The sequence below is a fragment of the Allomuricauda sp. M10 genome (genome assembly GCF_020782875.1).
GTDB lineage: Bacteria > Bacteroidota > Bacteroidia > Flavobacteriales > Flavobacteriaceae > Flagellimonas.
Genome location: NZ_JAJGBN010000006.1, coordinates 136,515 through 158,230 on the forward strand (window position 1 = coordinate 136,515; position 21,716 = coordinate 158,230).

Sequence of the window (21,716 nt, forward strand, 5' to 3'; positions counted from 1 at the left end):
TCAAGGGGCATGGGTTGCTAGAAATACGTAATTATTGGACAATCGGACTATTCATCATACTTTTAATGAAAGGTACTTTCAAATTCTTTGATGTACAGGAAAGGTACAATTATGTTATGTAAACGTTTGAATAAAAATTTAAGATCGAATAAACAATCAATACTTTGACCATACCCTTCGAGCCTTCCCTTTTCGGAATTAAGATCAATGTCCATCTCATACTGGAATATCTGGCTTTCTTTATTGGGTTCAGGTATTATGTAAGTTTACGAAGGTCGTCCAAAGACAACATATCCAACGGAAATAGGCTTTCGATCATACTTGGGGCCATTGTTGGAGCCTTTATGGGTTCAAGACTTATGGGATTTTTGGAAAATCCATTGATCCCAATGAACACCGATAATCTGTTGCAGTTGCTCAACACAAAGTCAATAATGGGAGGTTTGTTTGGCGGATTGATCGGAGTTGAATTATCAAAAAAAATAATAGGTGAAAAACAATCCTCGGGCGACCTATTCACTTTTCCGATTATCGTAGGAATACTTATTGGCCGTTTAGGTTGTTTTTTAAGTGGCACCAACGAATTTACCTATGGTAAGGAAACCCGTTTTTTTACAGGGATGAACTTAGGAGATGGGGTGTTACGACATCCAACCTCCCTTTATGAAATGGTATTTTTAATACTACTGTTCGTCCTTTTGAAGCGATTTTCGAATTACCTTGAAAAGGAAAATGGATTACTGTTCAAGGTTTTTATGCTGGCATACTTTGGATTTCGTTTCTTTATAGAGTTCCTGAAACCCAATGTTTTTTATGTTTTGGGATTGAGCAGTATTCAATGGCTTTGTGTAGTGTGCTGGATGTATTACCTGCCCACGTTAAATAAATTGGTGAGAAATGCCTACTAGAAAATATACCTATTACGATTATACCATCAGCCTGTGCCCTGACTGCCTAAAGCGGATTGATGCCAAGATTGTATTTGAAGACGGAAAGGTCTACATGCTGAAAAGATGTCCGGAACACGGCAACTCAAAAGTTTTACTGGCCGATGATATTGAGTATTATAAAAACATTAGAAACTACAACAAGCCTTCCGAAACGCCCTATAAGTTCAATACAAAGACCCATTATGGATGTCCGTATGACTGTGGGCTTTGTCCGGATCACGAGCAACATTCTTGCCTAACCATTATTGAAATAACGGACCGATGTAACCTCACATGCCCCACGTGCTATGCCGGTTCTTCCCCAACCTATGGAAGACATCGAACTTTTGAAGAAGTGAAAACCATGTTGGATACCATTGTGGCAAATGAAAAGGAGCCGGATGTGGTGCAGATCAGCGGGGGTGAACCCACCATACACCCTCAATTTTATGAAATCCTGGATTATGCCAAAACCCTGCCCATCAAGCATATTATGGTAAACACCAATGGGTTGGCAATTGCAAAGGATTTTGAATTTGCGAAGCGGTTAAAAAAATACTCGCCCGACTTTGAAATTTATTTGCAATTTGATTCCTTCGAAGAAGATGCCTTGGTAACGTTGCGAGGAGCAAATCTGAAGAAAATTAGGGAGAAGGCCATTGACCATTTAAACCAACTCAATCTTTCAACCACCTTGGTAGTTACTCTTCAAAAAGGGTTGAACGATCATGAGATGGGAAAGGTGATCGACTATGCCCTTCAACAAAAATGTGTTAGGGGCGTTACGTTTCAACCTACACAAATTGCGGGCAGACTGGATAACTTCGATGCGGAAAAAGATAGGATTACCCTAACGGAAGTGAGACGGAAGATACTGGAGCAAACACCGATTTTCACCGCTGATGATTTAATACCCGTACCCTGCAATCCTGATGCGCTTGTAATGGGTTATGTATTAAAACTGGATGGCAACAACATTCCACTAACAAGATATGTGAACCCGGCCGATTTGCTGGACAATGGCAAAAATACCATTGTGTATGAGCAAGATGAGGCCTTACATCAAAAAATGTTCGAAATATTCAGCACTGGGACCTCCACGGACAAAGCATCGTCCAAATTGCACAGTTTACTTTGTTGCCTTCCCTTTGTGGAGGCACCCAATCTTGGGTATGACAATTTGTTCAGGATAATCATCATGCAATTTATTGATGCACATAACTTTGATGTAAGGGCGATTAAAAAATCGTGTGTCCATATCGTTAACAAGGACAATAAAATAATTCCCTTTGAAACCATGAACCTATTTTATAGGGATGACAAAGTGGAATACTTGGAAAAACTTAAGGAAAGTGCAGTTTAAACTTTCAACCCATGGATGAAATAATGATACTATTGTTGTTCTTGTTGTTGATCGCGTATTGGTTGACCCCGATCATATTGTTCATCATTGGCATTGTAAAACTGAAGTCGAAACCAAAAACCGCAAAAATCCTTTTTATTGTTGCAGCGGTCATGTTGGTGGTTGGTTTTGGAGTTTGTGGTGCGATGTTGTCTTAAATTGGGAGTATACCAAACTATTCCGCAACCTTTTGTTTTAAAATCAATCAATTATTCGGTTTGCCTGATCTTGAAATGACGGAAGACAAATCAATCATAAGAGTTCGCAAATCGTCAACATTTTGAAATCAAAAAGTGGAAACCCTAGTAAATATAGGGGTTCGGATATATTGTTCGATTCTTGCCGAGGCTGCTTTTCTACAACTGATCCAAAGCAATAAAATAATGTTTTCGTAATTGGTGAGCATCACCCTTAGTATCATATAGAAAAAGGAATTTCTGTTCCGATTTTCATTGGCTTTTTGGTCATGGGATGCATAAATTCCACCTGTTGCGCATGCAAACAAAGTCGCTCTGACGGGGTGCCATATAAATTATCCCCAACTATTGGCGCATGTAGTCCCGATTTATGAGCACAGTGCACCCGCAATTGATGCGAACGTCCCGTTACAGGATTCAATTTGATCAAAGTTCGAGTGGCTGTTTTTTGTATCACTTCATAAAGTGTCAATGCCGGTCTGCCATGCTCATAATGTACCATTTGCATGGGCCTGTTGTGAATATCCAACACAAGGGGGAGCTCAATTTGTCCCGATGTTTCCTCAATGGGTTTTTCCAGTATCGCATAATAGGTTTTGTGAATGGTCCGCTCCAAGAATTGCTGTTGGAGCAACTTGTGCGCTTTTTTGGAAAGGGCAACGATCATGATCCCCGAGGTATCTTGATCCAACCGATGTACGATCATTGGGCCGTTGGCATTGGCATATTTTTCCAGTATACGGGCCTTGACCGAATCCTTTATGTGCCTTCCTGGGACGGACAACATGCCGGCAGGTTTGTTCACGACCACCAAATGTTCGTCCTCAAAAAGAACTTCCAGTTTCTTTCCTGCTCCAAAATTTTCCAACAAGGGGTTTGGTTTTACGGGAATTCCTTTGAGCATATGCGCCAAAATAGGGCGGCATTTACCTTTGCAGGCAGGGTAAAACTTACCATGTTCCCTTATCTCCGAATTGGGTGAAGGCCCCCACCAAAACTCAGCCAGTGCCACGGGTTTCATTCCTTGTTGAAAGGCATACTGAAAAAGTTTTGGCGCAGCACATTCCCCAGCTCCGGCTGGTGGCACATCTATCCCAAAATCGGTAAAGACCGTCTTAACATCTTTCCCTTCTCCGACACTGTTCAAAAAAATGAAGGATTTAAAAATGGCACCCTGTAGCTCTATGGACTTGGCTTTGCGCTGGGTTTTCAGCGCTTCAATGCGTGCATGGAACTCTCCATATGCTGCTATTGCCTTCTCTAGCCTCAAGTTCTCTGAACGGGTAAAACGTCTCAGGTCCATTCCTTCATTGGCTCCTTGATTTGCCAATTCTTCTAGGAGTTTCTGGCGTTCTTTTTCAGGAAGTTGAATGGACTCTTTTCTAAGTCTGTCCCGTTCCGATTTGCCCTTTTTTGCCGCTTTCTTGGCGGCCAGAATATTTTCCTTGGTCTCTTCGGTGATTTTTTTTAATTGCTGCTCTGCATTGATGAACCCATCACTTTCTTCCAACGCAATAACTTCTTTGTTAATGGCATTGATGGTGGCCATTTCCGGAAAATCCTCTCCTTTTGGTAATTGATGAACGGGAGGTACAAAGGGCAATATTTCCAGTTCAGGTTGTAGCTCCCCCGAATAGGCACTGAGATATCCAAGGCCACCACCTTTGGGTTGAACCACAAGCACGCCCAACATACGTCCGGTTGGTTGATCCACCAATTCCGGTAGATTTTGTTTCAATCTATTTTGAAGGTCTTGCGCCGCTTTTTTGGCAATGGCAATCGGTGTATAAAAATGGGGATATTCAAATGAATCGGGAAGTGGGTCCTGTTCATTCGTTGTCAAATAAACTATTTTGGATTCTTCTAAAGGTGAACCAGTTGCCAATACCCGTTAATTTTCTAGCTGATTACATGTCCTGCATGGACTTGATCATTCTTGCAAATTTACACCTCTTCTGTGGATAAGCTATTTTTGGGTTTAAAAGTAAGACTTGACTTTTACAGAGACACCATTTCTAACATAAACTAGGTCGGTAATTCAACTATTTTCGGAAAAGCATAGAAATGGCAAGATGGAACTTGAATACCATTTTCTGATGTTAATTGAATATATTTACTACACCGAACCCTACTCAAAACGTGATTGCTATGAAACGTTTGTATAGAATTGTACTATTCCTTTTAATTCTATTCCCCTTTTCAAATCAGGCCCAAAAAGTGGAGCCTAAGGATGTTGTATTGCTTGTAAATAAGTTTAAAAAGGACATCCGTGGCCCATACAAGGACATTCGATGGTTCTGTACCGATGGAAGTATCCGTGCCCCAAAAGATCCTTGTCCAGATGAAATTGGACCAGGGGTGCAGCATGCCCGCTACAAGGATGAGGTTGAAGCCTTGGGTAAATCCAATCATATTTATTTGGGCCAGATTTTGGCCTATACTGATCAAGAACCTTTCTGGGATGTTGCCAATGACCATTCCCGATTGAAGCAGTACCAACTCGACAAATATTTAAGAAGTGTGGACAATGGTTGGATCAACCAAAAGGGACAATATTATCGGGGCGCCATCCAATCCGAAGATGAGGAAGCATGGGGCATCGAATTTTACAAATGGCTTTTGGCAGATGATGAGGTCCTGAAGAATGAGTTTTTCCTGGTGCGCCAATCATTGAAGGATATTCCGCATAATGGGGACGATAACGTGGCCCAGAAAATGCGGAGTGAGTCCAAAGTGATTTCTGACCTGTACGAACCTTTCATGGATCTCAGGACAAAAATCCACAGCCAACCCGAAGAAGGCGATATCCAAAAAGTGCTGCAGTTCAAGCAAAAACATAGTGCCAAGTTAACAACGGATCTGTCCAAAAAACTGGATGAACTGGTAGCCACTATGAGGGAATTCCACAAGCCAGTGGATATTTCCGCACTTCCCAAAAGAGCCTTGCTCACAAAAGGCACTCCACTGGGAAAGGCTATCGAAAGCTTTGCTTCCAACAAGGAATTGATGGGAAATCCAAAACTGTTGATGGAACAGGCATCCCAATTGTTGTTCGATATCCGAAATGGACTTTTAGAGGAGAAGCGACCCATGGCCAGGTTGCAATTGCTGGATGTATCCTTAAAATTGGAAGAGATCGTTTTTAAAAGCTCACCCGATTACCAGCCTGAAAACTTAAAGGAACTGCTACATAAAATCTGCTATTTGGGGATGGCCGTTACAGGTTCTGGGTACTTGGAGCAATGGGAATGGGACCAATTGGCAAGCTACCTTACCAACTATGAGGCGAATGAACGCTCATTGGGCGAATTGACCGAAGTATTGAATCGCGCCCGATCAGCAGTGGAATGGAGTGCGGCCATGGTTAAGGCCAATTATGATGCAATCGTAAAGGAATATGTTGCTTTTGAACCGCTTACCGCCGGGTTTGTAGATGACAAGATAAGAGGGTCAGTGGCCCTGCATTTGGGTCAAAGTGTGGGGGAATTGGGAAATCTCATTTCTGCCGAATCCCAATTGGCCAATAAAGTCATGGACATTCAAAACCAGAGTACCATTCGTGGTCTTAACCCTGGCTATGCCTTTGGGGAATTGGTGGTAGTAGGAGGCAGTTCGGATGATATTGAGGTGTCTTCGGACAAGATCTATGTGTTCCAACGGCCCCCATCCGATCTAAAACCGGTTGCAGGAATTGCCACGGTTGCTGAAGGTAATATGGTCTCACACGTGCAATTGTTGGCCCGTAACCTCGGAATTCCAAACGCGGCATTGTCGGACCAAAACCTTCAAGATCTTAAAAAATATGACGGTTCAAGAGTGTTTTATGCTGTTTCCAACAAAGGAAATGTGATTTTGAAACCCGAAAGCCAAATGACGAAGGATGAGTTGGCCCTTTTCGAAAAAAAGGAACGAAAGGAGGAACGCATCGAAGTGCCCATTCAACAGATTCGTTTGGATGAAAACAAGGTGCTGAATATGCGGGATGTGGATGCCGATGATTCTGGAAAAATATGTGGCCCCAAGGCAGCCAACCTTGGCCAGCTTAAAAAGATGTTCCCTGAAAAAGTTGTGGAAGGTTTGGTAATTCCCTTTGGGATTTTCAGAACACACATGGACCAAAAAATGCCCGATCAAGAGGGATCCTATTGGAATTTCCTGACCAAAATGTTCGAAGAGGCGAATCGCCAGTTGGCTTCCGGTATTTCGGAAAAGGAAGTGCAAAATTATCAATTACGTCAATTGGAAATCTTGAGGGATGCCATCAAAAAAATGCCGCTTCGGGACGACTTTATCGATCAATTGGAAACAGGATTCAAAAACGTTCTGGGTTCCGAATTGGATTCCGTCCCCGTGTTTCTGCGCAGCGATACCAATATGGAGGATTTGAAGGATTTTACCGGTGCCGGACTCAACCTTACCATTTTCAATTCGGTGGAAAGGGAAAAGATACTGGAAGGAATCAAAGATGTTTGGGCATCTCCATATACAGAACGCAGTTTTAAATGGCGCCAAAAATATTTGTTGAACCCCGAAAACGTGTTTCCATCCATTTTGGTCATTCCAAGTGTGGATGTGGATTATTCGGGCGTATTGATCACCAAGGGCATCAGTATGGGCACCGATAAGGACCTGACGGTAGCCTTTAGTAGGGGAGCTGGCGGTGCTGTGGATGGACAGGCTGCGGAACAATATCTCATCAAAGATGAGGGAGGGTACACTTTATTGGCCCCGGCGCGGGAACGTTTTTACAACGGATTGCCCAAAACGGGAGGCACCGAAAAGAAGAAAGCCACCTTTCAAGAGCGTGTGCTGAACGAGCGAAACATCAATGAGATTAGAGAATTGGCCCATCAGATTCGGGACCGTGTTCCAAAAGAAACGCATTCGGATTATCAAGGGGCCTATGACGTAGAATTGGGCTTTAAGGACAACAAACTTTGGCTGTTCCAGATCAGGCCTTTTGTGGAGAATAAAAAAGCGTTGGGGTCTACGTATTTGGAATCCATCACGCCAAAGATCGACCTGACCAAACGAATTTCACTATCCAAAAAATCTAGATGAAAAAGATTATTGCACTCGGCATATTGGGGTTAATAGGATTGGGTTTCACCGAGTTTGTGGAATATCCCATCGATGGTTATGAGCGAACGGGGATCAAAAGGCTTAAAAGGCTCGAAATGGTTAAAAATGGGGAGTTGAAAGATACTTCACCTTTGCCCGAGGGCGCCAAAAAATCATGGGAAGACATTCAATTGAACCTCCTTTCCAGAAAAGCGGACAGTGTGGGCAGTTTTTTTGTGGTGGATGAAACGTTTCAAAAGGATATCAACGGTTTATTCCGAGGATTGGATAAAAGTTATTCCCTGACGATTCTCGATATTTCCGAACCGGATAGCATTCGGTATGCGGAACGCAACAAAACCTTGGGCTACCAACCGGGAAGTGTGGGCAAGTTGGCGGTGTTGACGGCCCTTTTTGATCAATTGGCCAAAATTTACCCCGATTCCTTTGAGCTACGAACTCAATTGCTGAAAAATAAGGTGGTGAAAGCTGGGGTATGGGGACTAACAGACGAGCATACCATTCCCATTTTTAATGTAGAGAAGAACACTTTGGTAAAACGCCAGGTCATCGCTAGTGATGTGTTCAGTTTGTACGAATGGGCCGATCATATGCTTTCTGTGAGCAACAATGGTGCAGCTAGTATTGTGTGGCGGGAAGCCCTTTTAATGGCTGCTTTTGGCGAAAAATACCCTGATCTTACCGAGGAGGAGGCCATGGCCTATTTTAAGGAAACGCCTAAAAAAGACCTCACCGATCTGGCCAACGATGTGGTCAATCTACCCCTTCGCAATTTGGGCATTACTTCTGATGAATGGCGGTTGGGCAGTTTCTTTACCGGTGGGGCCAATACCTATGTGGGCGATAAAGGTGGAAGCATCGGTACGCCCTATGGATTGATGAAATTTTTGATCCAATTGGAACAAGGCAATGTTATTGATGAGGCCAGTAGTCTGGAAATGAAACGGTTGATGTATATGACGGATAGAAGAATCCGTTATGCACAATCCCCTGCATTGAAGGATGCAGCTGTTTATTTTAAATCGGGAAGCTTGTACAAGTGCGATAGAACCAAGGGCGAAGAATGTGGAAAGTACATGGGCAACGTACAAAATTTCATGAACTCTGTCATCATTGTAGAACATCCGGACAATTGTAGGTATATGGTGGTTTTGATGACCAACGTACTGCGGAAGAATTCAGCCTCAGATCATATGTACTTGGCCTCGGCCATTGATAAGATTGTTAGGAAGGGTTGATCTCTGTCAAAGCGTTTTGGGCAAAATCCCTTATTTTTTGGTTTTCGTCCGAAGTGAATCTTTTCAATAAAGGTTCGTATTTGCTTTCCTTTTGCTTACCGATGAGATAGAGCACTGCCAGTTTTAAGTTCACGTCCGGCATCTGAAGCAATTGCTCAAAGCATTCCATTTCAGATGGAATATTGTGTTTGATTTTCTGGATTGCTTCCTCCGATGAAAAATCCATGGTGGCTTCTTCAATGATGGGCAGTAATTTTTGCTTTAAGTTTCCGGTCAATAGGTTATCCAAAAATTCAATGGATTTGTTTCGCGCCTCTTGCTTGGGGCTCAAAAGTCCCAAATAGGCATTCTGTACATCTTCTTGTACATATTTTAATCCCAAGAGCTTAAAAATTCGCTCAAGACCGGCATCCAATCGTCGTTCCAAAAGTTCCAAAAGCGTAGCCCTGGCATCCCTTTCCTCTATATCGATTCCTGCCCCCGACTTTTTCCTGTTGCGGTATGAAATGATGATTTGCGTATGCATGGCTGATAGGGTCTGGTGGTACAAGCTACATTCATCAAAAACCTTGGAAGCCACTTTAAAACGGTTGAAACGCAGGGTGGGGCGTTCTTTTCTGATATCGCTGAGGGCACGGACCACTTCCAACCGGATGCTGAGATCCACATCATCAAAAAGCTGGAAAAGACAATGCACGGCCTCTTTCGATTTAAAAGATTTAATGACCAAGGGCACAAAGCGGCATATTTCCAGTTCAATGGACCTTTCGCTGACTTGTGAAACCAAAATGGGCAAAATGCCCGGGCCATAGTTGTTCAATGCTTCGATCACGATTGGACGATAGGATTTATGAGGCAACAAGTGCAGCAATTTGTCTATGAACATCGGATGCATGCTGATACCTGCCGCGGTGATGGCCGCTTTTTTCAAAACTTCGTCCTGATTGTCCAAACCTTCCATGATCACGTGATACAACTGCGGGTAGCCAGAGGCGCCAACGGCTTTTAATACAAGTGGATTGATGGGGTTTTCGGTATAGGATAAACGTTTTTCCAGCCTTTCTTCAAGATTATGGTTCGTCCTCAAGGTCATATTGCCGGCACTTTCCCTTGCCAAACAGAATAGGGCCGTGTCCCGGACCAAGGCATTTTCAGAATCCAGAAACTGGTCAAAGACATATTCTTCCTTATGATCGGAATGCAACAAGAGATATTCAAAAGTGGCCAAAGTGAGGTCTTCGTCCCCATATGTCAACAATTCGTTGATCTGAACCACCATGGAAGAGCTGTTCAAAAAATACAGGTTGCGCATGGCAGCGGCCTTTACTTTTAGAGATGGATGGTCCAGCAACCGCAATACATCACTGGTGAATCGTCTGTCGTTAATTTCCATCAACTTGGTGAGCATGAACAAAATTTGTTCTTCGCTACCAGATGAGAAGACACTTTTCATGCCCTCTACCGCGGAGACATTTTTGGCTTTTGACACGGATGCGTTCTTGTCCTTAGCGGTAGCCGATTCCAAATTGTTTTTGAAGGTGGCGTAGTATTCCTTCCGTAATACCCCGATGAAAAAAATCCATACCAACACCAAACCGATGATCAAAAGGGTCACGCTCAACGTGCCCAATTCCAGTCCATTTACGAAGAAAACCAGCAAAAGACCAGCAAAACCAGTTGCAATACTGTCCACCACCACATCGATGAACGATTTGGTCCGGTTCTTCAGTTCGAATGGAAGGGGCAAGGCCAACAATTCAGAGGCGCTTTTATTGATGGACTGTTTCATGATCCCATCCATGGCCTTTATGGCCACAATGGCCGAAAGCTCTGGAAGAAAGAGGAAAAAAACGGCTCCAAATAGAATGCCTAATGGTAATAACAATAGTGAGAACCCAACACCCCAAATGCCTACGATCCGATGCGTTAAAAACAACTGCACGGCCAAGGAAAGCAGGTTGAAGGTAGAGAACCAGAATGCAAAAAACGAAGTAAGTTCCTCAGGATCTTCAATGGATTTGGCCGCAAAATCGCTGAAAAGGTAATCCACAAGTTTGGCCACCAACACCCCAACGGCCACAGTTAATGCCATATAGGTAAGGTGTCTCGACTTTTTGATGAGTTTATAAGGATGTCCATCGGTAAGAGAGATCCTTTTTTTCTGTTTGAACTCATCCAGTTTGTTTACACGCAATCTCCAAATATATCGGAGCAAGGGAAAACAACCCATCAACAAAACAGCGGCGATAAAGATCATGGCATCGTTGCCAAAAAGGGGAGCAAATATGGAAGTCAGGTATCCACCGAAAATACCCCCCAAAATGGCCCCGGAACCAATAAATCCAAATAGTCTTTTGGCATCCCTGACATTGTAGACCAGGTTGGCCAAAACCCAAAACTGCGAAGCGGACAACACCGCATAGATCGATACCCATATGTAGAAGAAAAACAGCAGGTAGGTGTTCATCAACCCAAAAATCAAAAGAAAGCCAAGGGCGATCAAAATGATGATTGAGGTGGAAAGGGTAGTTTTTATGATGCGGTTCAATTCGAACTTGGCAAGTATCTTGGTATAGAACATGGAACTTGCCACTGCGGTAAGGGCCACTAAAATATAGGCCAAGGACAATTTTTCGGCACCGAGCTCGGAAAGGAACAGAGCATTGATGGTCGGTTTAATGATCAACAATACCGAAATGATCAGAAAAATATAGCAGAACATAAAAAGGGAGATTTTGTATTCTCCCTTTCGTATATCAAAAAATTGATTTGCCAGTCTATAGATCATTGGTCAAAGTGCTATCCAATGTCTAAATTTCGGGTTTTTTCAATACTTTTTCCACAGGTTTTACCAAATTCCGGATGATTTGCTCCCCATCGGGATCATCAACAAGGGCCACCAAAATGTATCTGCGATTGGATTCTTTTCCCCAAACAAGGATGGAATCGGAGTGGAACGTTTTCCAAGAGCCCGACTTACGGAACAAGCGCGCCGTAGGGGCAATGATGTCCAAGGTGTTCACGAATTTATGGTGTAGCTCAGGGTTCTCCATGATGTTCAACATCTGCTTGGATCTTTTTTCGTTCACCAACTGGCCATTGGCCAAAAGATAATAGAACCTGCAAACCTGGGTCACCGAAGCTGCGTGGCTTAAATGTTTCAAGGGTTCCCTATTGGTGTCACCGCCTCCGCCGTAACGTTTTCCTACCCAAAGCCCGCCCCCATTTTCTTCGTCATAAAAAGCGTATTTGGGATCTGTCATTACCGATTCTATTTTGGCATACCCAACACGGTCGATCATTCGGGTGGAAGCTGCATTGTCCGACTTGCTGATCATCAACCTCATATCTTTTTTTACCTCTTGGGTCTCCACCAGCTCTCCCTTTTCAATGGCGTCCATAGCCGATAGGAGAATAGCTATTTTGGGCAAGCTTGCAGCATACATCATGTAATTGCCATTGATCCTTGCAAAGCGGACCTTTTCTGGATTGCTCAGATCCACAATGCCCACGGCCATCTTTTTTTGTGAGATCAAATGGGACCAGGTTTCATTGCTCATGATTTCCTCTTCCAAACTGTTTTGAAGGGAAGTATCCACCAACTTGGTGAGCGGCTTCATGCTTTCACTGCCCATTTTCAAGGGCAACGCTTGTTGCCCTGAAACGGATGGGATTAGTGCGGAAAAAAATAAAACAACAAAAAAGTTCCTCATCAATACAAGGGGTATAAAAAACTAGCCAAAATTATATAATCCAAAGATGCACAATGTGTTAAAAATTAAATTTTAGACGAATTGTAAACCCTAGCAATGATGCAGGCTTGGTTTCTAGATCATTGTCCCTTTTGTTAAAAAATTATCCAAACCTTGCACAAAGTTCTTCTTAATAAACGCTTTCCCTGGTATTTTTATTTTCTATCTGAATCAAAGTAAAGGCATTTTTATACCCAGTGAAATATTCCGTCCCGGACTGTAGATCTCGTACGACCGGAATCGGCTCATGTGATCTAAATATTTGTGGTCCAACAGGTTATTGGCGTTCAAGAAAAATTCCATTTTTCGGTAGTGGGTGTCCAACCCCAAATGTACCAAGGTATAACCTGAAGTCTCCATTTCATTGGAAGCCACCTGATGTTGTTCAAAACTGGTATTGGTGCCAATATTGAATGTCCATTCGGTCAATTTGCCCCAATGGTCCCATGTGATGAAGATATCGTTGTTCCATTTGGTAGGCGGCATTTGGTAGAGGTATTCGTCCTCATCGGCCAGTTTTCCTTTTAAGGAAGAAAGGGATGTTTCCAAATGTCCCCATGAAATGGCAGTTGGATGAAGGTTCAGCATAATTTCTCCTCCATAAATGTTCGCATCGCGTTGTTGAAATTCAAACAAGGGAACCAAAACTTCCGAATCCAGATTGCTGTTGGTTTCCTCGCCTGTGGGAGTGATGTAGATATAGTCGTTGATGCTATTGTAGAACAGGCTTCCTTCCAAAGAAATTTGTTTGCCTTCATAAGCAATGCTCGCGTCCCATTCGGTATTAGTCTCCTTCACAAAATCGGGGTTACCAACTTCATACCGTTGACTTTCCAGTTTTACACCGTTGGACATCAGTTCATTGAGGTTAGGAGATCGGTAGCCAGTTGCCACACTGGTTCTTAAAATCACATGTTCCATAGGCTCAAAAGCGGCTCCCAAAGAATAACTAAGGTTGTCATAAGTTCTGGAAATAGCGGGTTGGGTCACGGTTGTATTGGTGCTTTCCTCCGTATCCAGGTTCCGGTGATCATAACGGGCTCCTAGGCTTAGGTTGAAATGATCTTCTTCCCATCGGCTCACTCCAAAAAAGCCAATATCGTTAATGTCGGCATCTGGGATCAATTGCGTAGTGCCCTTATTGCCGTTCGTGTTGTTCTTGTGCATGCCCTGTGAACCCAAAATGGTATGGAAATGACCCATTTCAGGAAGCAACCATTTTACATCATAGGTGTATGATTTGAGGATCATATCCAGATACGTGTACCCTTTTTTATTTCCTGCGAGTTCCTCGTTTTCGGTACGATGGTTGTTCTGATAGCCCAAAGTGGCCTTTATGGTGGAGGCACCTGCCAAGATGGTAGTTTTGGAGATGATCCTGTGGTCTATGACGCCATGGAAAGGGGCTTCAGTCTCAAAGGGAAACTTTTCTTTTTCCAAACTATCAATGTTGATGATGCGGCCGTCTTCGTCCTTTACAATATCCTTTCCATCCAAAATGCCATAATAGGCCTGGTTGAAGGTGTACGAAAGTTTGGAATTACCCCAAGACCTGTTTATTCCGGTAAATCCCTTGGCACCATATTCCAAAAGTCGAGTATTGGGCACCCGAAAATCAAATCCATCATAAAAGTAGTCGGATAGCAGTTTGCCAAGGGCGCTGACACCCCAATTGAATTTTTCCGTGGAACTTTTTACCCCGGCTTCAGCTCTTCCACCTCGGTTGTTAGAGTAGGTCATGGCTTCCATGTCGGCTTCCGTGGTTCCTACTTCGGCTGGTTTTTCCTCCACAAAACGAACAATGCCACCCATGGCTTCTGGGCCATAAAGTAACGAGGACGGGCCTTTTATAATCTCAATATGGTCCATCCCCAATTCATTGATACCGATACCGTGTTCGTCATCCCATTGTTGCGTCTCAAAACGAATTCCGTCCACAACAGTCAAAACACGGTTACTAGATAGTCCCCTAATTACCGGTCTGCTGACCAACGGCCCTGTGGAAACGGCACTTACCCCAGGTACTTTGGGAATGATATCCATAACACTCATACCACCGGTCTTGGCCATTTGTTGCTTGGGAATTACATCAATTTTAAAGGTTTCCTCTTGTTGCGGTTTTTCGTAAGCTGCGGCCACCACCACTTCATTGATGGCAAAAGGCTGTGGTTCAAGGACTATGTTCAGGTTGAGTTCCTGTTCATCATCTATTTCAAAGGTTTCCACTTCCGTTTCAAAACCCACAAAGCTTATTTGAATGGCATAAGTGCCTTTCCCAAAGCCTGAAAGGCGGAAATTTCCGGAAGCATCCGTTGCGGTTGCCTTGTTGATGGCGCTCACATAAATGGATGCGCCTTCCAAAGGTTGGTTGGTTTCATTATTGGTGACAGTACCTTTTACAGTGGTTTGGGCCTGAATGGAGAAAAGGGCGCCCAACAAAAGTAGAGCGGATAAAAATTTGGTCATAAGGTTGAATTTAGAAGGATGGTCTGTTTTGGAAGGGAAATTACGAAACGAAATACCAAAAGATGATAGGTTCTTCAATTTTATGATGCCACGTCTTACTAGAAAAATCAATAAAAAAAAGACATTTTTTAATGCGGTACTTTACTCACTTTCTGTTGGTTTCGTTGTTGGGAAAAGACCAAAAATTGGTGGCGAACGATTTTTTTCATAATTTTTTTCCGAGGAATGAGTTTTATTCTAATTTTAGCTCGATCATTTAGATAATACAAGCACCATGAACAACAACCTCAGAAGAGTGATAGTGGATTATAAGAAGTTGACCCCAGAGGTACTTAAACTATTGGTGGAAAAGTACCCCGACGGTTACGGGGACAATGATGTAATTACCTTCCGCAACTTAAAGGGCGAATTGATAGAAGCCGTTGAAGTGTCTACGGACGACACCAAATATTTGGTCAAGATCAGCTTGAAATTGGAACATAGTATGGCCAATTATGACGAAGACGAAGACGACGATTTGGATACCGAAGATTTGGGCAAGATTCCTGGCAACGACGACGATTTCTCAGGTTCAGACGGTGATGATGTAGATACCGATGACGACGACGATCGTGATGATGTTGACAACGACGACGATGACGACGATGTGGATGATGTAGCGGACGACACCGACGAGGATGACGACGAAGACGACTATTGATCAGTCCCTAATTCCCTAAGTTTTTTAGCATTTCCTCGGTAGTCTGGTCCAAATCGAACCTAGGCTCCCATCCCCATTGTTCACGTGCTTCGGTATCATCAATGCTGCCAGGCCATGAATCGGCGATTTGTTGCCTGAAATCCGGGGCATAACTCATTTTAAAATCGGGGATGTGCTTTTGGATGCTGGCGGCAATCTCCTCCGGAGCAAAGCTCATACCTGCCAAATTGTAAGAGGAACGGACCTTGATCTGTTCCGCAGGACTGTCCATCAAACTGATAGTGGCCCTTATAGCATCGTCCATGTACATCATCGGTAGTTTGGTGCCCATTTTCAAAAAGCTTTCGTATTGCCCGGTTTTAAGCGCTTCATGATAGATTTCCACGGCATAATCCGTGGTTCCACCACCCGGCATGGTCTTCCAACTGATCAATCCAGGGTAGCGGACACTGCGCACATCCACCCCATATTTTTTAAAATAGTACTCGCACCAACGTTCCCCTGATTGTTTGCTGATCCCATACACTGTGCTGGGTTCCATGATGGTGCTTTGCGGGGTGTCATCCTTAGGGGTATTCGGCCCGAAGACTGCGATACTGGATGGCCAAAAAATCTTGTTGATCTTGCTTTCCTTTGCCAAATTAAGCACATTGAACAGGGAATTCATGTTCAGGTTCCAGGCCCGCATCGGGAATTTCTCCGCGGTGGCACTGAGCATGGCGGCCATTAAGTAGATTTCATCAATATCGTAATGCATCACTACATCTTCAATGGCGGCATAATTGGTGGCGTCCAATAGCTCAAACGGACCGGATTGCATCAAGGAATCCGTGCCTTCCCGTATATCACTCGCGATTACATTGTCCGCACCATATTTGTTCCTAAGTTCAATGGTAAGTTCCGTGCCGATTTGGCCGCAAGCGCCAATAATAAGTATAGGTTTGTGCATTAAAATTGAAGTTAATTCGGTTTGGGAGCAAAGATACCCTTTATTAAAATTTGTACATTCGCCTATGCGAAAATTGTTAGTTGCCCTTTTTATTTTTTCAGTTGTAGCAGGATGCAAAAAAACTGATGAAGGTACTGTGGACCAATCAGCTAAAGTGGATTTGACCTTTGACTACCAGAAATTGCCAACTAGGGCCACCATCAACCTGAAGGCTACCGAAATTTTGGATGGCTGGGAGGAGTTCAAGGCGTTCGATGCCAGTTTTGATGTGTTGTACAAGGCCACCAATACGGAAGATTTGGCACTGGCCGTTGACGACCTTATCGAAAAGGAAAAGAAATTGAACGAGGGCAATTACCCCGAGTTGTTCGATACCTTTCAGATCAAAAGCAGACAACGGGTAATCAGGACATATTTATACATGGTAAAAGCCAGCATCCTGGAGAACCAACCCACTACAGAACCTTCTGTGGATATGATAAAGGCTTACAATGCCATGCGCAAACAATTCAATACAATTGTGAACAGTCAATTGGACAAAAAATTGATTCTGGATGAAAACTAAAGCCGTTATTTTCTTTGGCTATTTGTTGACCACGTTAGCCGTTAGTGCTCAGGTTTCCGACAAACAAAAAATCAATGAAGTGTTGGATAACTGGCACCTTGCCGCCGCCAATGCCGATTTTGATGCTTACTTTGGATTGATGACCAAAGATGCCGTTTTTTTAGGAACGGATGCCATGGAAAATTGGCAGAATGAAGCGTTCAGAAGTTTTTCCAAACCGTATTTTGATAGGGGAAAGGCTTGGAGTTTTACATCTGTGCAACGCAATATTTACATGAACGAAGGCAAGACGTTTGCTTGGTTTGATGAATTATTGGACACCCAAATGAAAATCTGTAGGGGTTCAGGGGTGCTTAAAAAAGTGAATGGGCAATGGAAGATTGCCCATTATGTATTGTCGATTGCCGTCCCCAATGAAAATGTGGACGAACTTATCCAGATTAAGGAAAAAAAGGATGATGAGTTGCTTTTGGAGCTAAAGGCCAAGCAACAAAACTAGTTTCCTTCGGTAGTTCCCTCTTTCTTTCTGGCTTCCAAAGCTTGTTTGCTTAAACTGGCCAAATTAAAATTCGGTGCAATTTTAAGTGCTTCGTCAATGGATGCAATGGCTAAATCGAAATTGTTCCTGTCCTGGTTAAAGTCCACCAAACCTTTAAGATGATAAAAAGCAGCTTTAAGAGGCACTTCATAGGGTTGTTGTCTTTCGTAAAAGGCATAGAGCATATCATCCTTGGCATTGGCAATACCGTATTCAATGTTGGTAGCGGCACCTGCAATATCCCCCGTCTGAATTTTTAGATCGGCCATTTCGTAGGCTACATAAGGAGAGGGTTCTCTCTTATAAAGTTCTTCGAACTGTTCCAATGCCCTTTTGGGTTGGTTCAGGGCTTTTAAGGAAACGGCTTTGATCTGTACGGCCAAATCGGAATCGGTTGTGTTCGCCTCGATCCCAATGGTATTCAAGGCCTGCATGTGTTGTCCGTTGTTCATGTAAACAAAGGCCAAGGTGTCCTTTCTCTCCTTGGATGGGGAAAGCACATTCAAATGGGTCAAGGCCCCAATGATACCGTTCACATCGCCTTGCAAGCGCATTTCGTTGTAAAAAGCTTCATAATGCTTCAATAATTCGCTCTTGGTTTGAGAAAATCCATTGATTCCCATGAATAACAACAGCGCAAATACAATCTTTTTCATTGATCTTCAAATTAGTGCGCCAAAACTAAAAAAATTATTGCTACCCTCCTGTTAAGAATCCCATAAGTAAAGGTTATGCGCATCAAGAAAGGATTGAAGTGGTAAATTGATGCCCTTTTTGAAGGAATTTTTTGCTTTTTACGCGTTTGCCCTTATCCAGAATCGGAAGATTTTGGTATTCAGGCGGAGGAACTCCACGCTTTTTGGCCTCATTGGAATAATATTCTTTTTTACTGGGATGCAGTGGATACACCCCATTGAAGATTTCACCCCAATACTCTTCGGCAATGATGGTAGTGATCATATGTATGCAATCTTCCAGTTGGATCAGGTTAACCGAATGATGCCCGTTCTTTAAATCCTTTTTACCCGATAATTGTTTGATGGGATGTCGGTTTGGACCGATCAGTCCACCGAACCTTAAAATGGTGGTCAATCGGCTGGAATCGTTGCAAAAAAGTTGCTCGCTGGCCAACAATTCCCTGCCCGATTCCGTAATGGGATTGGGTAGTGTGTCTTCGGTAACATCACCGTCTTCATCGCCATAAACGGCCGTACTGCTCACAAAAAGGATTTTGGAAACGGAACTATTTTGAATCTTTGAACGCAGTAGTTTCATTTTTTCAATAAAACTTTCAGCATTACCGTGTCTAAGTTTGGGAGGCACATTGATGATCAAAATATCGATATGGGACAAAAAGGTTTCGATGTACCCATCAATACTATTTTCCGATAAGGAAATATGATAGGGAACAATGCCCAAATTTTGAAGCGCTTCCAATTTATCGGAAGAGGTAGTGGTCCCGTGCACCTCCACCCCCTTTTCGACCAATCTCTGGGCCAAGGGCAATCCCAGCCAGCCGCAACCTAAAACCCCTATCCTTTTACTCAAACGTTAAGGTTTTAATGGTCAATATGGCATCGTTCAGTACAAACGGCATGGGAATGCTGGTTTCCGGTCTTTGGGGAACGCTGAACTCCTTATTGGTGAGCAGGTCGTTGGAAGCTTCATAAAAACTGAGTTCCAAAACCGAATCTTTTGGAAAACTCAATTCCAGTTCCGTGAAATCGTTATTGGTGATGTAATGGGTGATCAATCTGCTGTTCCGATTTTGTAAAAAGTAGGGCGACAGGGGAATACGGTTAGCCGTGGCGGCATTTACAGGTGTGGCGTTCGTGTACACATCCAAACGGTTCACATTTCGTTTTGGGGTAACGCAAAGTTCAATGATCCGTTCTTCACCAATTACGGTGTCCTTAACCATATCGATTCGCGGTAGGGCAATATCCTTTTTAGGGGCATCCGATATGTAGTTCAATTGGGTCCTGTACTTGCTAAATAGGGTCTCGGCTTCGGGTTTTCTTTTATCATTTCCCAAAAATTGGGCATTCCATCCAATTAGTTTTTGGTCATAGGTACCCCAAACTGAAGTATCGTTATCGGCATCGTAAATATAGACCAGACTACTGGGTTTTGGTCGTTTTTGGTTGAAATCGGATTGTAAATGGCTCATGATTCCGAAAACAAAGAAGAGGAACAAGAATAGATAGGACAACCGCCCTTTACTTTTCAGTTGACCAAAGAATGGAAGCACCAATAAGAACAGCAATGTAGTGAACAGGGTAGCGGCCATCATCATTTTAAGTCCGAGCCCAACAGGAAACATTTTGATGAAGGGCGAGTAGATCAACACTGCCGGCAGTGCCAAAAACACCAAAAGGTACGGACTGGGTTCTTCTTGGTTGATGGTCACCATAAAAGCCGCCAACAAACCGAATAATGGTATAATGAAAAAGCTGGCTCCTTTTAGATACGCGGCCACCAATCCACAAATGATCAACCAGATAACGATAGGGGCCACCAATATGTTGGGAGTGCTTATTTTTTTGAACTTGTGATAGGTATAAAAACAAACAAACAAAGCAAAGGTTACATAAACAGCGATATACGTATACCCATTATAAGTGAAGCCATGGAGCATATCCTTAAAACCGGGATACCACCAGGTGATCATCGTCCAACAGAAATAGCCCACCACACCATTGACCACCAGAGTGATCAACAGGGGCAAAAACCCTTTCAAGATTTCTTTGGCATTCAGACGTTCTTTCTTAAAACCAAGGACCAAAAGCGCTACAAATGCCAAAAGTGACAAACCGAACATGGGCCATATCCATTCGAAAGGGTAGGAGACCAACCTAAAAAAGGGTAGGTTGAAATAAATGTAATCGTCCAAACTTTTCAGGTTGTTGAGATTGGCATTGCTGAAATAGTGCAATAAAGGCATTAAATAACTTCCTTGATGGGCCAATGTCTTTTTATCCAGTCGATCATAGGTGTCCAAAGCGGTGTGGTAATCAAAATGATCATCGATAAAAGCAAAATTAAACCCATCTATATCGCCATCTTCCCTAAAAACAGTAAGGTCGGTATCGTTGGGAAGCATCTTGTAAATACTGTAGACCAATGAATTGGCCACAGGAAATTGTGGCTTTGCCTTAGTGAATTCTTTGATGAGGGTACCATTGCCACGGTTCGTTTCAATGAGCATGTAACTGGGTCCACCGCTGCCACGTGCCTCAAAGTTGAGTGCAAGTCCTACATCCTTGGCCCAAGGGTGGCTGTTCACAAAAAGATCGGCCCCGTTCAGGCCCAATTCCTCCGCATCTGAAATGAGAATGATGATGTCGTTCTTGGGGGTTTCGTTACTGGCCAAAAGGGTCCGAACCCCTTCCAAAATGGTGGCGACTCCGCTTCCGGCATCACTGGCGCCGTAAGAGGAATGGGGTCCGCTATCGTAGTGCGACAGCAAAAGAAGTGCCTTCCCTTCCCCAGAACCTTTTATTCGGGCCAAAATATTGGTGGCCCTACTCAAATTGGCCCAGTCACCTGCAGTATAACCTTCTTGGGTGGTGGTCTCCAAGCCCATTTTTTTCAATTCAGCAATGATATAGCTTTTAACCCGGTCATGTCCGGGAAAACCTACCGCATGGGGTTCCATGGATATATTTTTCACATGTACCAAGGCCCGATCTGTGGAAAAAGAATCCATTGAAATAGTGGAATCCGGGTGGTAAGTAGGCATCAAAGATGTAAAGCTCCAATACACTGCAATACTAAGGAGCAAAAGGGCAAGGGTTCGGGAGAATTTCATGTTTTGGTTTGTTGGAACATAAATGTATGAATTTATGAAAGGTTCTCATATTTAGATGTTAAAAATTAGGTTATTCACTAAAAAAAG

Annotated in this window: 17 protein-coding genes; 9 read left to right on the plus strand and 8 right to left on the minus strand. The window is 43.3% G+C overall.

Features of this window, described 5'->3' with window-relative positions; genetic code table 11:
• Nucleotides 1-164 precede the first annotated feature (164 nt).
• The 3 genes from LKX84_RS15100 to LKX84_RS15110 are packed head-to-tail and all read left to right on the plus strand — an operon-like array spanning nt 165 to nt 2,489.
• The gene (locus LKX84_RS15100; protein WP_228238032.1) at nt 165-908 is read left to right on the plus strand and encodes a prolipoprotein diacylglyceryl transferase; all 744 of its coding nucleotides are present in this window, start codon (nt 165-167) and stop codon (nt 906-908) included.
• The gene (locus LKX84_RS15105; protein ID WP_228238034.1) at nt 898-2,292 is read left to right on the plus strand and encodes a radical SAM protein; all 1,395 of its coding nucleotides are present in this window, start codon (nt 898-900) and stop codon (nt 2,290-2,292) included. Before LKX84_RS15100 ends, LKX84_RS15105 begins: the two co-directional genes overlap by 11 nt.
• An 11-nt stretch (nt 2,293-2,303) precedes the next feature.
• Nucleotides 2,304-2,489 carry a hypothetical protein gene (locus tag LKX84_RS15110; protein ID WP_228238035.1) on the plus strand — a complete coding sequence of 62 codons (186 nt, stop codon included), beginning with the start codon at nt 2,304-2,306 and terminating at the stop codon, nt 2,487-2,489.
• A gap of 259 nt (nt 2,490-2,748) precedes the next feature.
• Here LKX84_RS15110 and LKX84_RS15115 read toward each other — a convergent pair whose 3' ends face one another.
• Nucleotides 2,749-4,371, minus strand: a complete 1,623-nt coding sequence (locus tag LKX84_RS15115; protein ID WP_228238036.1) for an RluA family pseudouridine synthase — start codon at nt 4,369-4,371, stop codon at nt 2,749-2,751.
• A gap of 305 nt (nt 4,372-4,676) precedes the next feature.
• Between LKX84_RS15115 and LKX84_RS15120 the strand changes: the two genes are divergently transcribed.
• Together LKX84_RS15120 and LKX84_RS15125 are read left to right on the plus strand one after the other, a co-directional pair.
• Nucleotides 4,677-7,589, plus strand: a complete 2,913-nt coding sequence (locus LKX84_RS15120) for a PEP/pyruvate-binding domain-containing protein (RefSeq protein WP_228238037.1) — start codon at nt 4,677-4,679, stop codon at nt 7,587-7,589.
• On the plus strand, nt 7,586-8,848 hold the full coding sequence (locus LKX84_RS15125) for a serine hydrolase (protein WP_228238038.1): 1,263 nt from the start codon (nt 7,586-7,588) through the stop codon (nt 8,846-8,848). Before LKX84_RS15120 ends, LKX84_RS15125 begins: the two co-directional genes overlap by 4 nt.
• Here the strand turns inward: LKX84_RS15125 and LKX84_RS15130 are convergent.
• The 3 genes from LKX84_RS15130 to LKX84_RS15140 all read right to left on the minus strand — a co-directional run bounded on the left by LKX84_RS15130 (nt 8,835) and on the right by LKX84_RS15140 (nt 15,066).
• Nucleotides 8,835-11,570 carry a hypothetical protein gene (locus LKX84_RS15130; RefSeq protein WP_228238039.1) on the minus strand — a complete coding sequence of 912 codons (2,736 nt, stop codon included), beginning with the start codon at nt 11,568-11,570 and terminating at the stop codon, nt 8,835-8,837. The genes LKX84_RS15125 and LKX84_RS15130 overlap by 14 nt on opposite strands.
• 88 nt (nt 11,571-11,658) lie before the next feature.
• Complete coding sequence (locus LKX84_RS15135) at nt 11,659-12,561, minus strand: serine hydrolase (RefSeq protein ID WP_228238043.1); 903 nt, start codon at nt 12,559-12,561, stop codon at nt 11,659-11,661.
• A 210-nt stretch (nt 12,562-12,771) separates the two neighbouring features.
• On the minus strand, nt 12,772-15,066 hold the full coding sequence (locus LKX84_RS15140; protein WP_228238045.1) for a TonB-dependent receptor: 2,295 nt from the start codon (nt 15,064-15,066) through the stop codon (nt 12,772-12,774).
• Between the two features lie 4 nt (nt 15,067-15,070).
• Here LKX84_RS15140 and LKX84_RS15145 point away from each other — a divergent pair, with 4 nt between their 5' ends.
• Nucleotides 15,071-15,277: a hypothetical protein gene (locus LKX84_RS15145; RefSeq protein ID WP_228238047.1), complete on the plus strand. Its 207-nt coding sequence runs from the start codon at nt 15,071-15,073 to the stop codon at nt 15,275-15,277.
• Between the two features lie 63 nt (nt 15,278-15,340).
• A complete protein-coding gene (locus LKX84_RS15150; RefSeq protein ID WP_228238049.1) occupies nt 15,341-15,766 on the plus strand; it encodes a DNA primase in 426 nt (141 codons plus the stop codon).
• A gap of 7 nt (nt 15,767-15,773) precedes the next feature.
• Here the strand turns inward: LKX84_RS15150 and LKX84_RS15155 are convergent, their stop codons facing one another.
• On the minus strand, nt 15,774-16,715 hold the full coding sequence (locus tag LKX84_RS15155) for an NAD-dependent epimerase/dehydratase family protein (RefSeq protein WP_228238050.1): 942 nt from the start codon (nt 16,713-16,715) through the stop codon (nt 15,774-15,776).
• 64 nt (nt 16,716-16,779) lie between these two features.
• Here LKX84_RS15155 and LKX84_RS15160 point away from each other — a divergent pair, with 64 nt between their 5' ends.
• Both LKX84_RS15160 and LKX84_RS15165 read left to right on the plus strand, forming a co-directional pair.
• Nucleotides 16,780-17,280: a hypothetical protein gene (locus LKX84_RS15160; protein WP_228238056.1), complete on the plus strand. Its 501-nt coding sequence runs from the start codon at nt 16,780-16,782 to the stop codon at nt 17,278-17,280.
• Nucleotides 17,270-17,779: a nuclear transport factor 2 family protein gene (locus LKX84_RS15165; RefSeq protein ID WP_228238057.1), complete on the plus strand. Its 510-nt coding sequence runs from the start codon at nt 17,270-17,272 to the stop codon at nt 17,777-17,779. The genes LKX84_RS15160 and LKX84_RS15165 overlap by 11 nt, the downstream gene beginning before the upstream one ends.
• On the opposite strand, the gene LKX84_RS15170 is transcribed toward LKX84_RS15165, so the two are convergent.
• From LKX84_RS15170 to LKX84_RS15180, 3 genes are all read right to left on the minus strand, one after another.
• Nucleotides 17,776-18,474 (minus strand): hypothetical protein, encoded by a 699-nt coding sequence (locus LKX84_RS15170; protein ID WP_228238059.1) that lies wholly within the window; start codon nt 18,472-18,474, stop codon nt 17,776-17,778. The genes LKX84_RS15165 and LKX84_RS15170 overlap by 4 nt on opposite strands.
• Nucleotides 18,475-18,556: 82 nt before the next feature.
• Nucleotides 18,557-19,366: an SDR family oxidoreductase gene (locus LKX84_RS15175; protein WP_228238061.1), complete on the minus strand. Its 810-nt coding sequence runs from the start codon at nt 19,364-19,366 to the stop codon at nt 18,557-18,559.
• Nucleotides 19,359-21,629 (minus strand): M28 family peptidase, encoded by a 2,271-nt coding sequence (locus LKX84_RS15180; RefSeq protein WP_228238062.1) that lies wholly within the window; start codon nt 21,627-21,629, stop codon nt 19,359-19,361. The genes LKX84_RS15175 and LKX84_RS15180 overlap by 8 nt, the downstream gene beginning before the upstream one ends.
• Nucleotides 21,630-21,716: the final 87 nt, after the last annotated feature.

Bases quoted from the DNA above. Each gene is read 5' to 3' on its own strand.
- LKX84_RS15105 (WP_228238034.1), top strand. From the start codon at position 898: ATGCCTACTAGAAAATATACCTATTACGATTATACCATCAGCCTGTGC.
- LKX84_RS15110 (WP_228238035.1), top strand. From the start codon at position 2,304: ATGGATGAAATAATGATACTATTGTTGTTCTTGTTGTTGATCGCGTAT.
- LKX84_RS15120 (WP_228238037.1), top strand. From the start codon at position 4,677: ATGAAACGTTTGTATAGAATTGTACTATTCCTTTTAATTCTATTCCCC.
- LKX84_RS15125 (WP_228238038.1), top strand. From the start codon at position 7,586: ATGAAAAAGATTATTGCACTCGGCATATTGGGGTTAATAGGATTGGGT.
- LKX84_RS15130 (WP_228238039.1), bottom strand. From the start codon at position 11,570: ATGTTCTGCTATATTTTTCTGATCATTTCGGTATTGTTGATCATTAAA.
- LKX84_RS15135 (WP_228238043.1), bottom strand. From the start codon at position 12,561: ATGAGGAACTTTTTTGTTGTTTTATTTTTTTCCGCACTAATCCCATCC.
- LKX84_RS15140 (WP_228238045.1), bottom strand. From the start codon at position 15,066: ATGACCAAATTTTTATCCGCTCTACTTTTGTTGGGCGCCCTTTTCTCC.
- LKX84_RS15150 (WP_228238049.1), top strand. From the start codon at position 15,341: ATGAACAACAACCTCAGAAGAGTGATAGTGGATTATAAGAAGTTGACC.
- LKX84_RS15155 (WP_228238050.1), bottom strand. From the start codon at position 16,715: ATGCACAAACCTATACTTATTATTGGCGCTTGCGGCCAAATCGGCACG.
- LKX84_RS15160 (WP_228238056.1), top strand. From the start codon at position 16,780: ATGCGAAAATTGTTAGTTGCCCTTTTTATTTTTTCAGTTGTAGCAGGA.
- LKX84_RS15165 (WP_228238057.1), top strand. From the start codon at position 17,270: ATGAAAACTAAAGCCGTTATTTTCTTTGGCTATTTGTTGACCACGTTA.
- LKX84_RS15170 (WP_228238059.1), bottom strand. From the start codon at position 18,474: ATGAAAAAGATTGTATTTGCGCTGTTGTTATTCATGGGAATCAATGGA.
- LKX84_RS15180 (WP_228238062.1), bottom strand. From the start codon at position 21,629: ATGAAATTCTCCCGAACCCTTGCCCTTTTGCTCCTTAGTATTGCAGTG.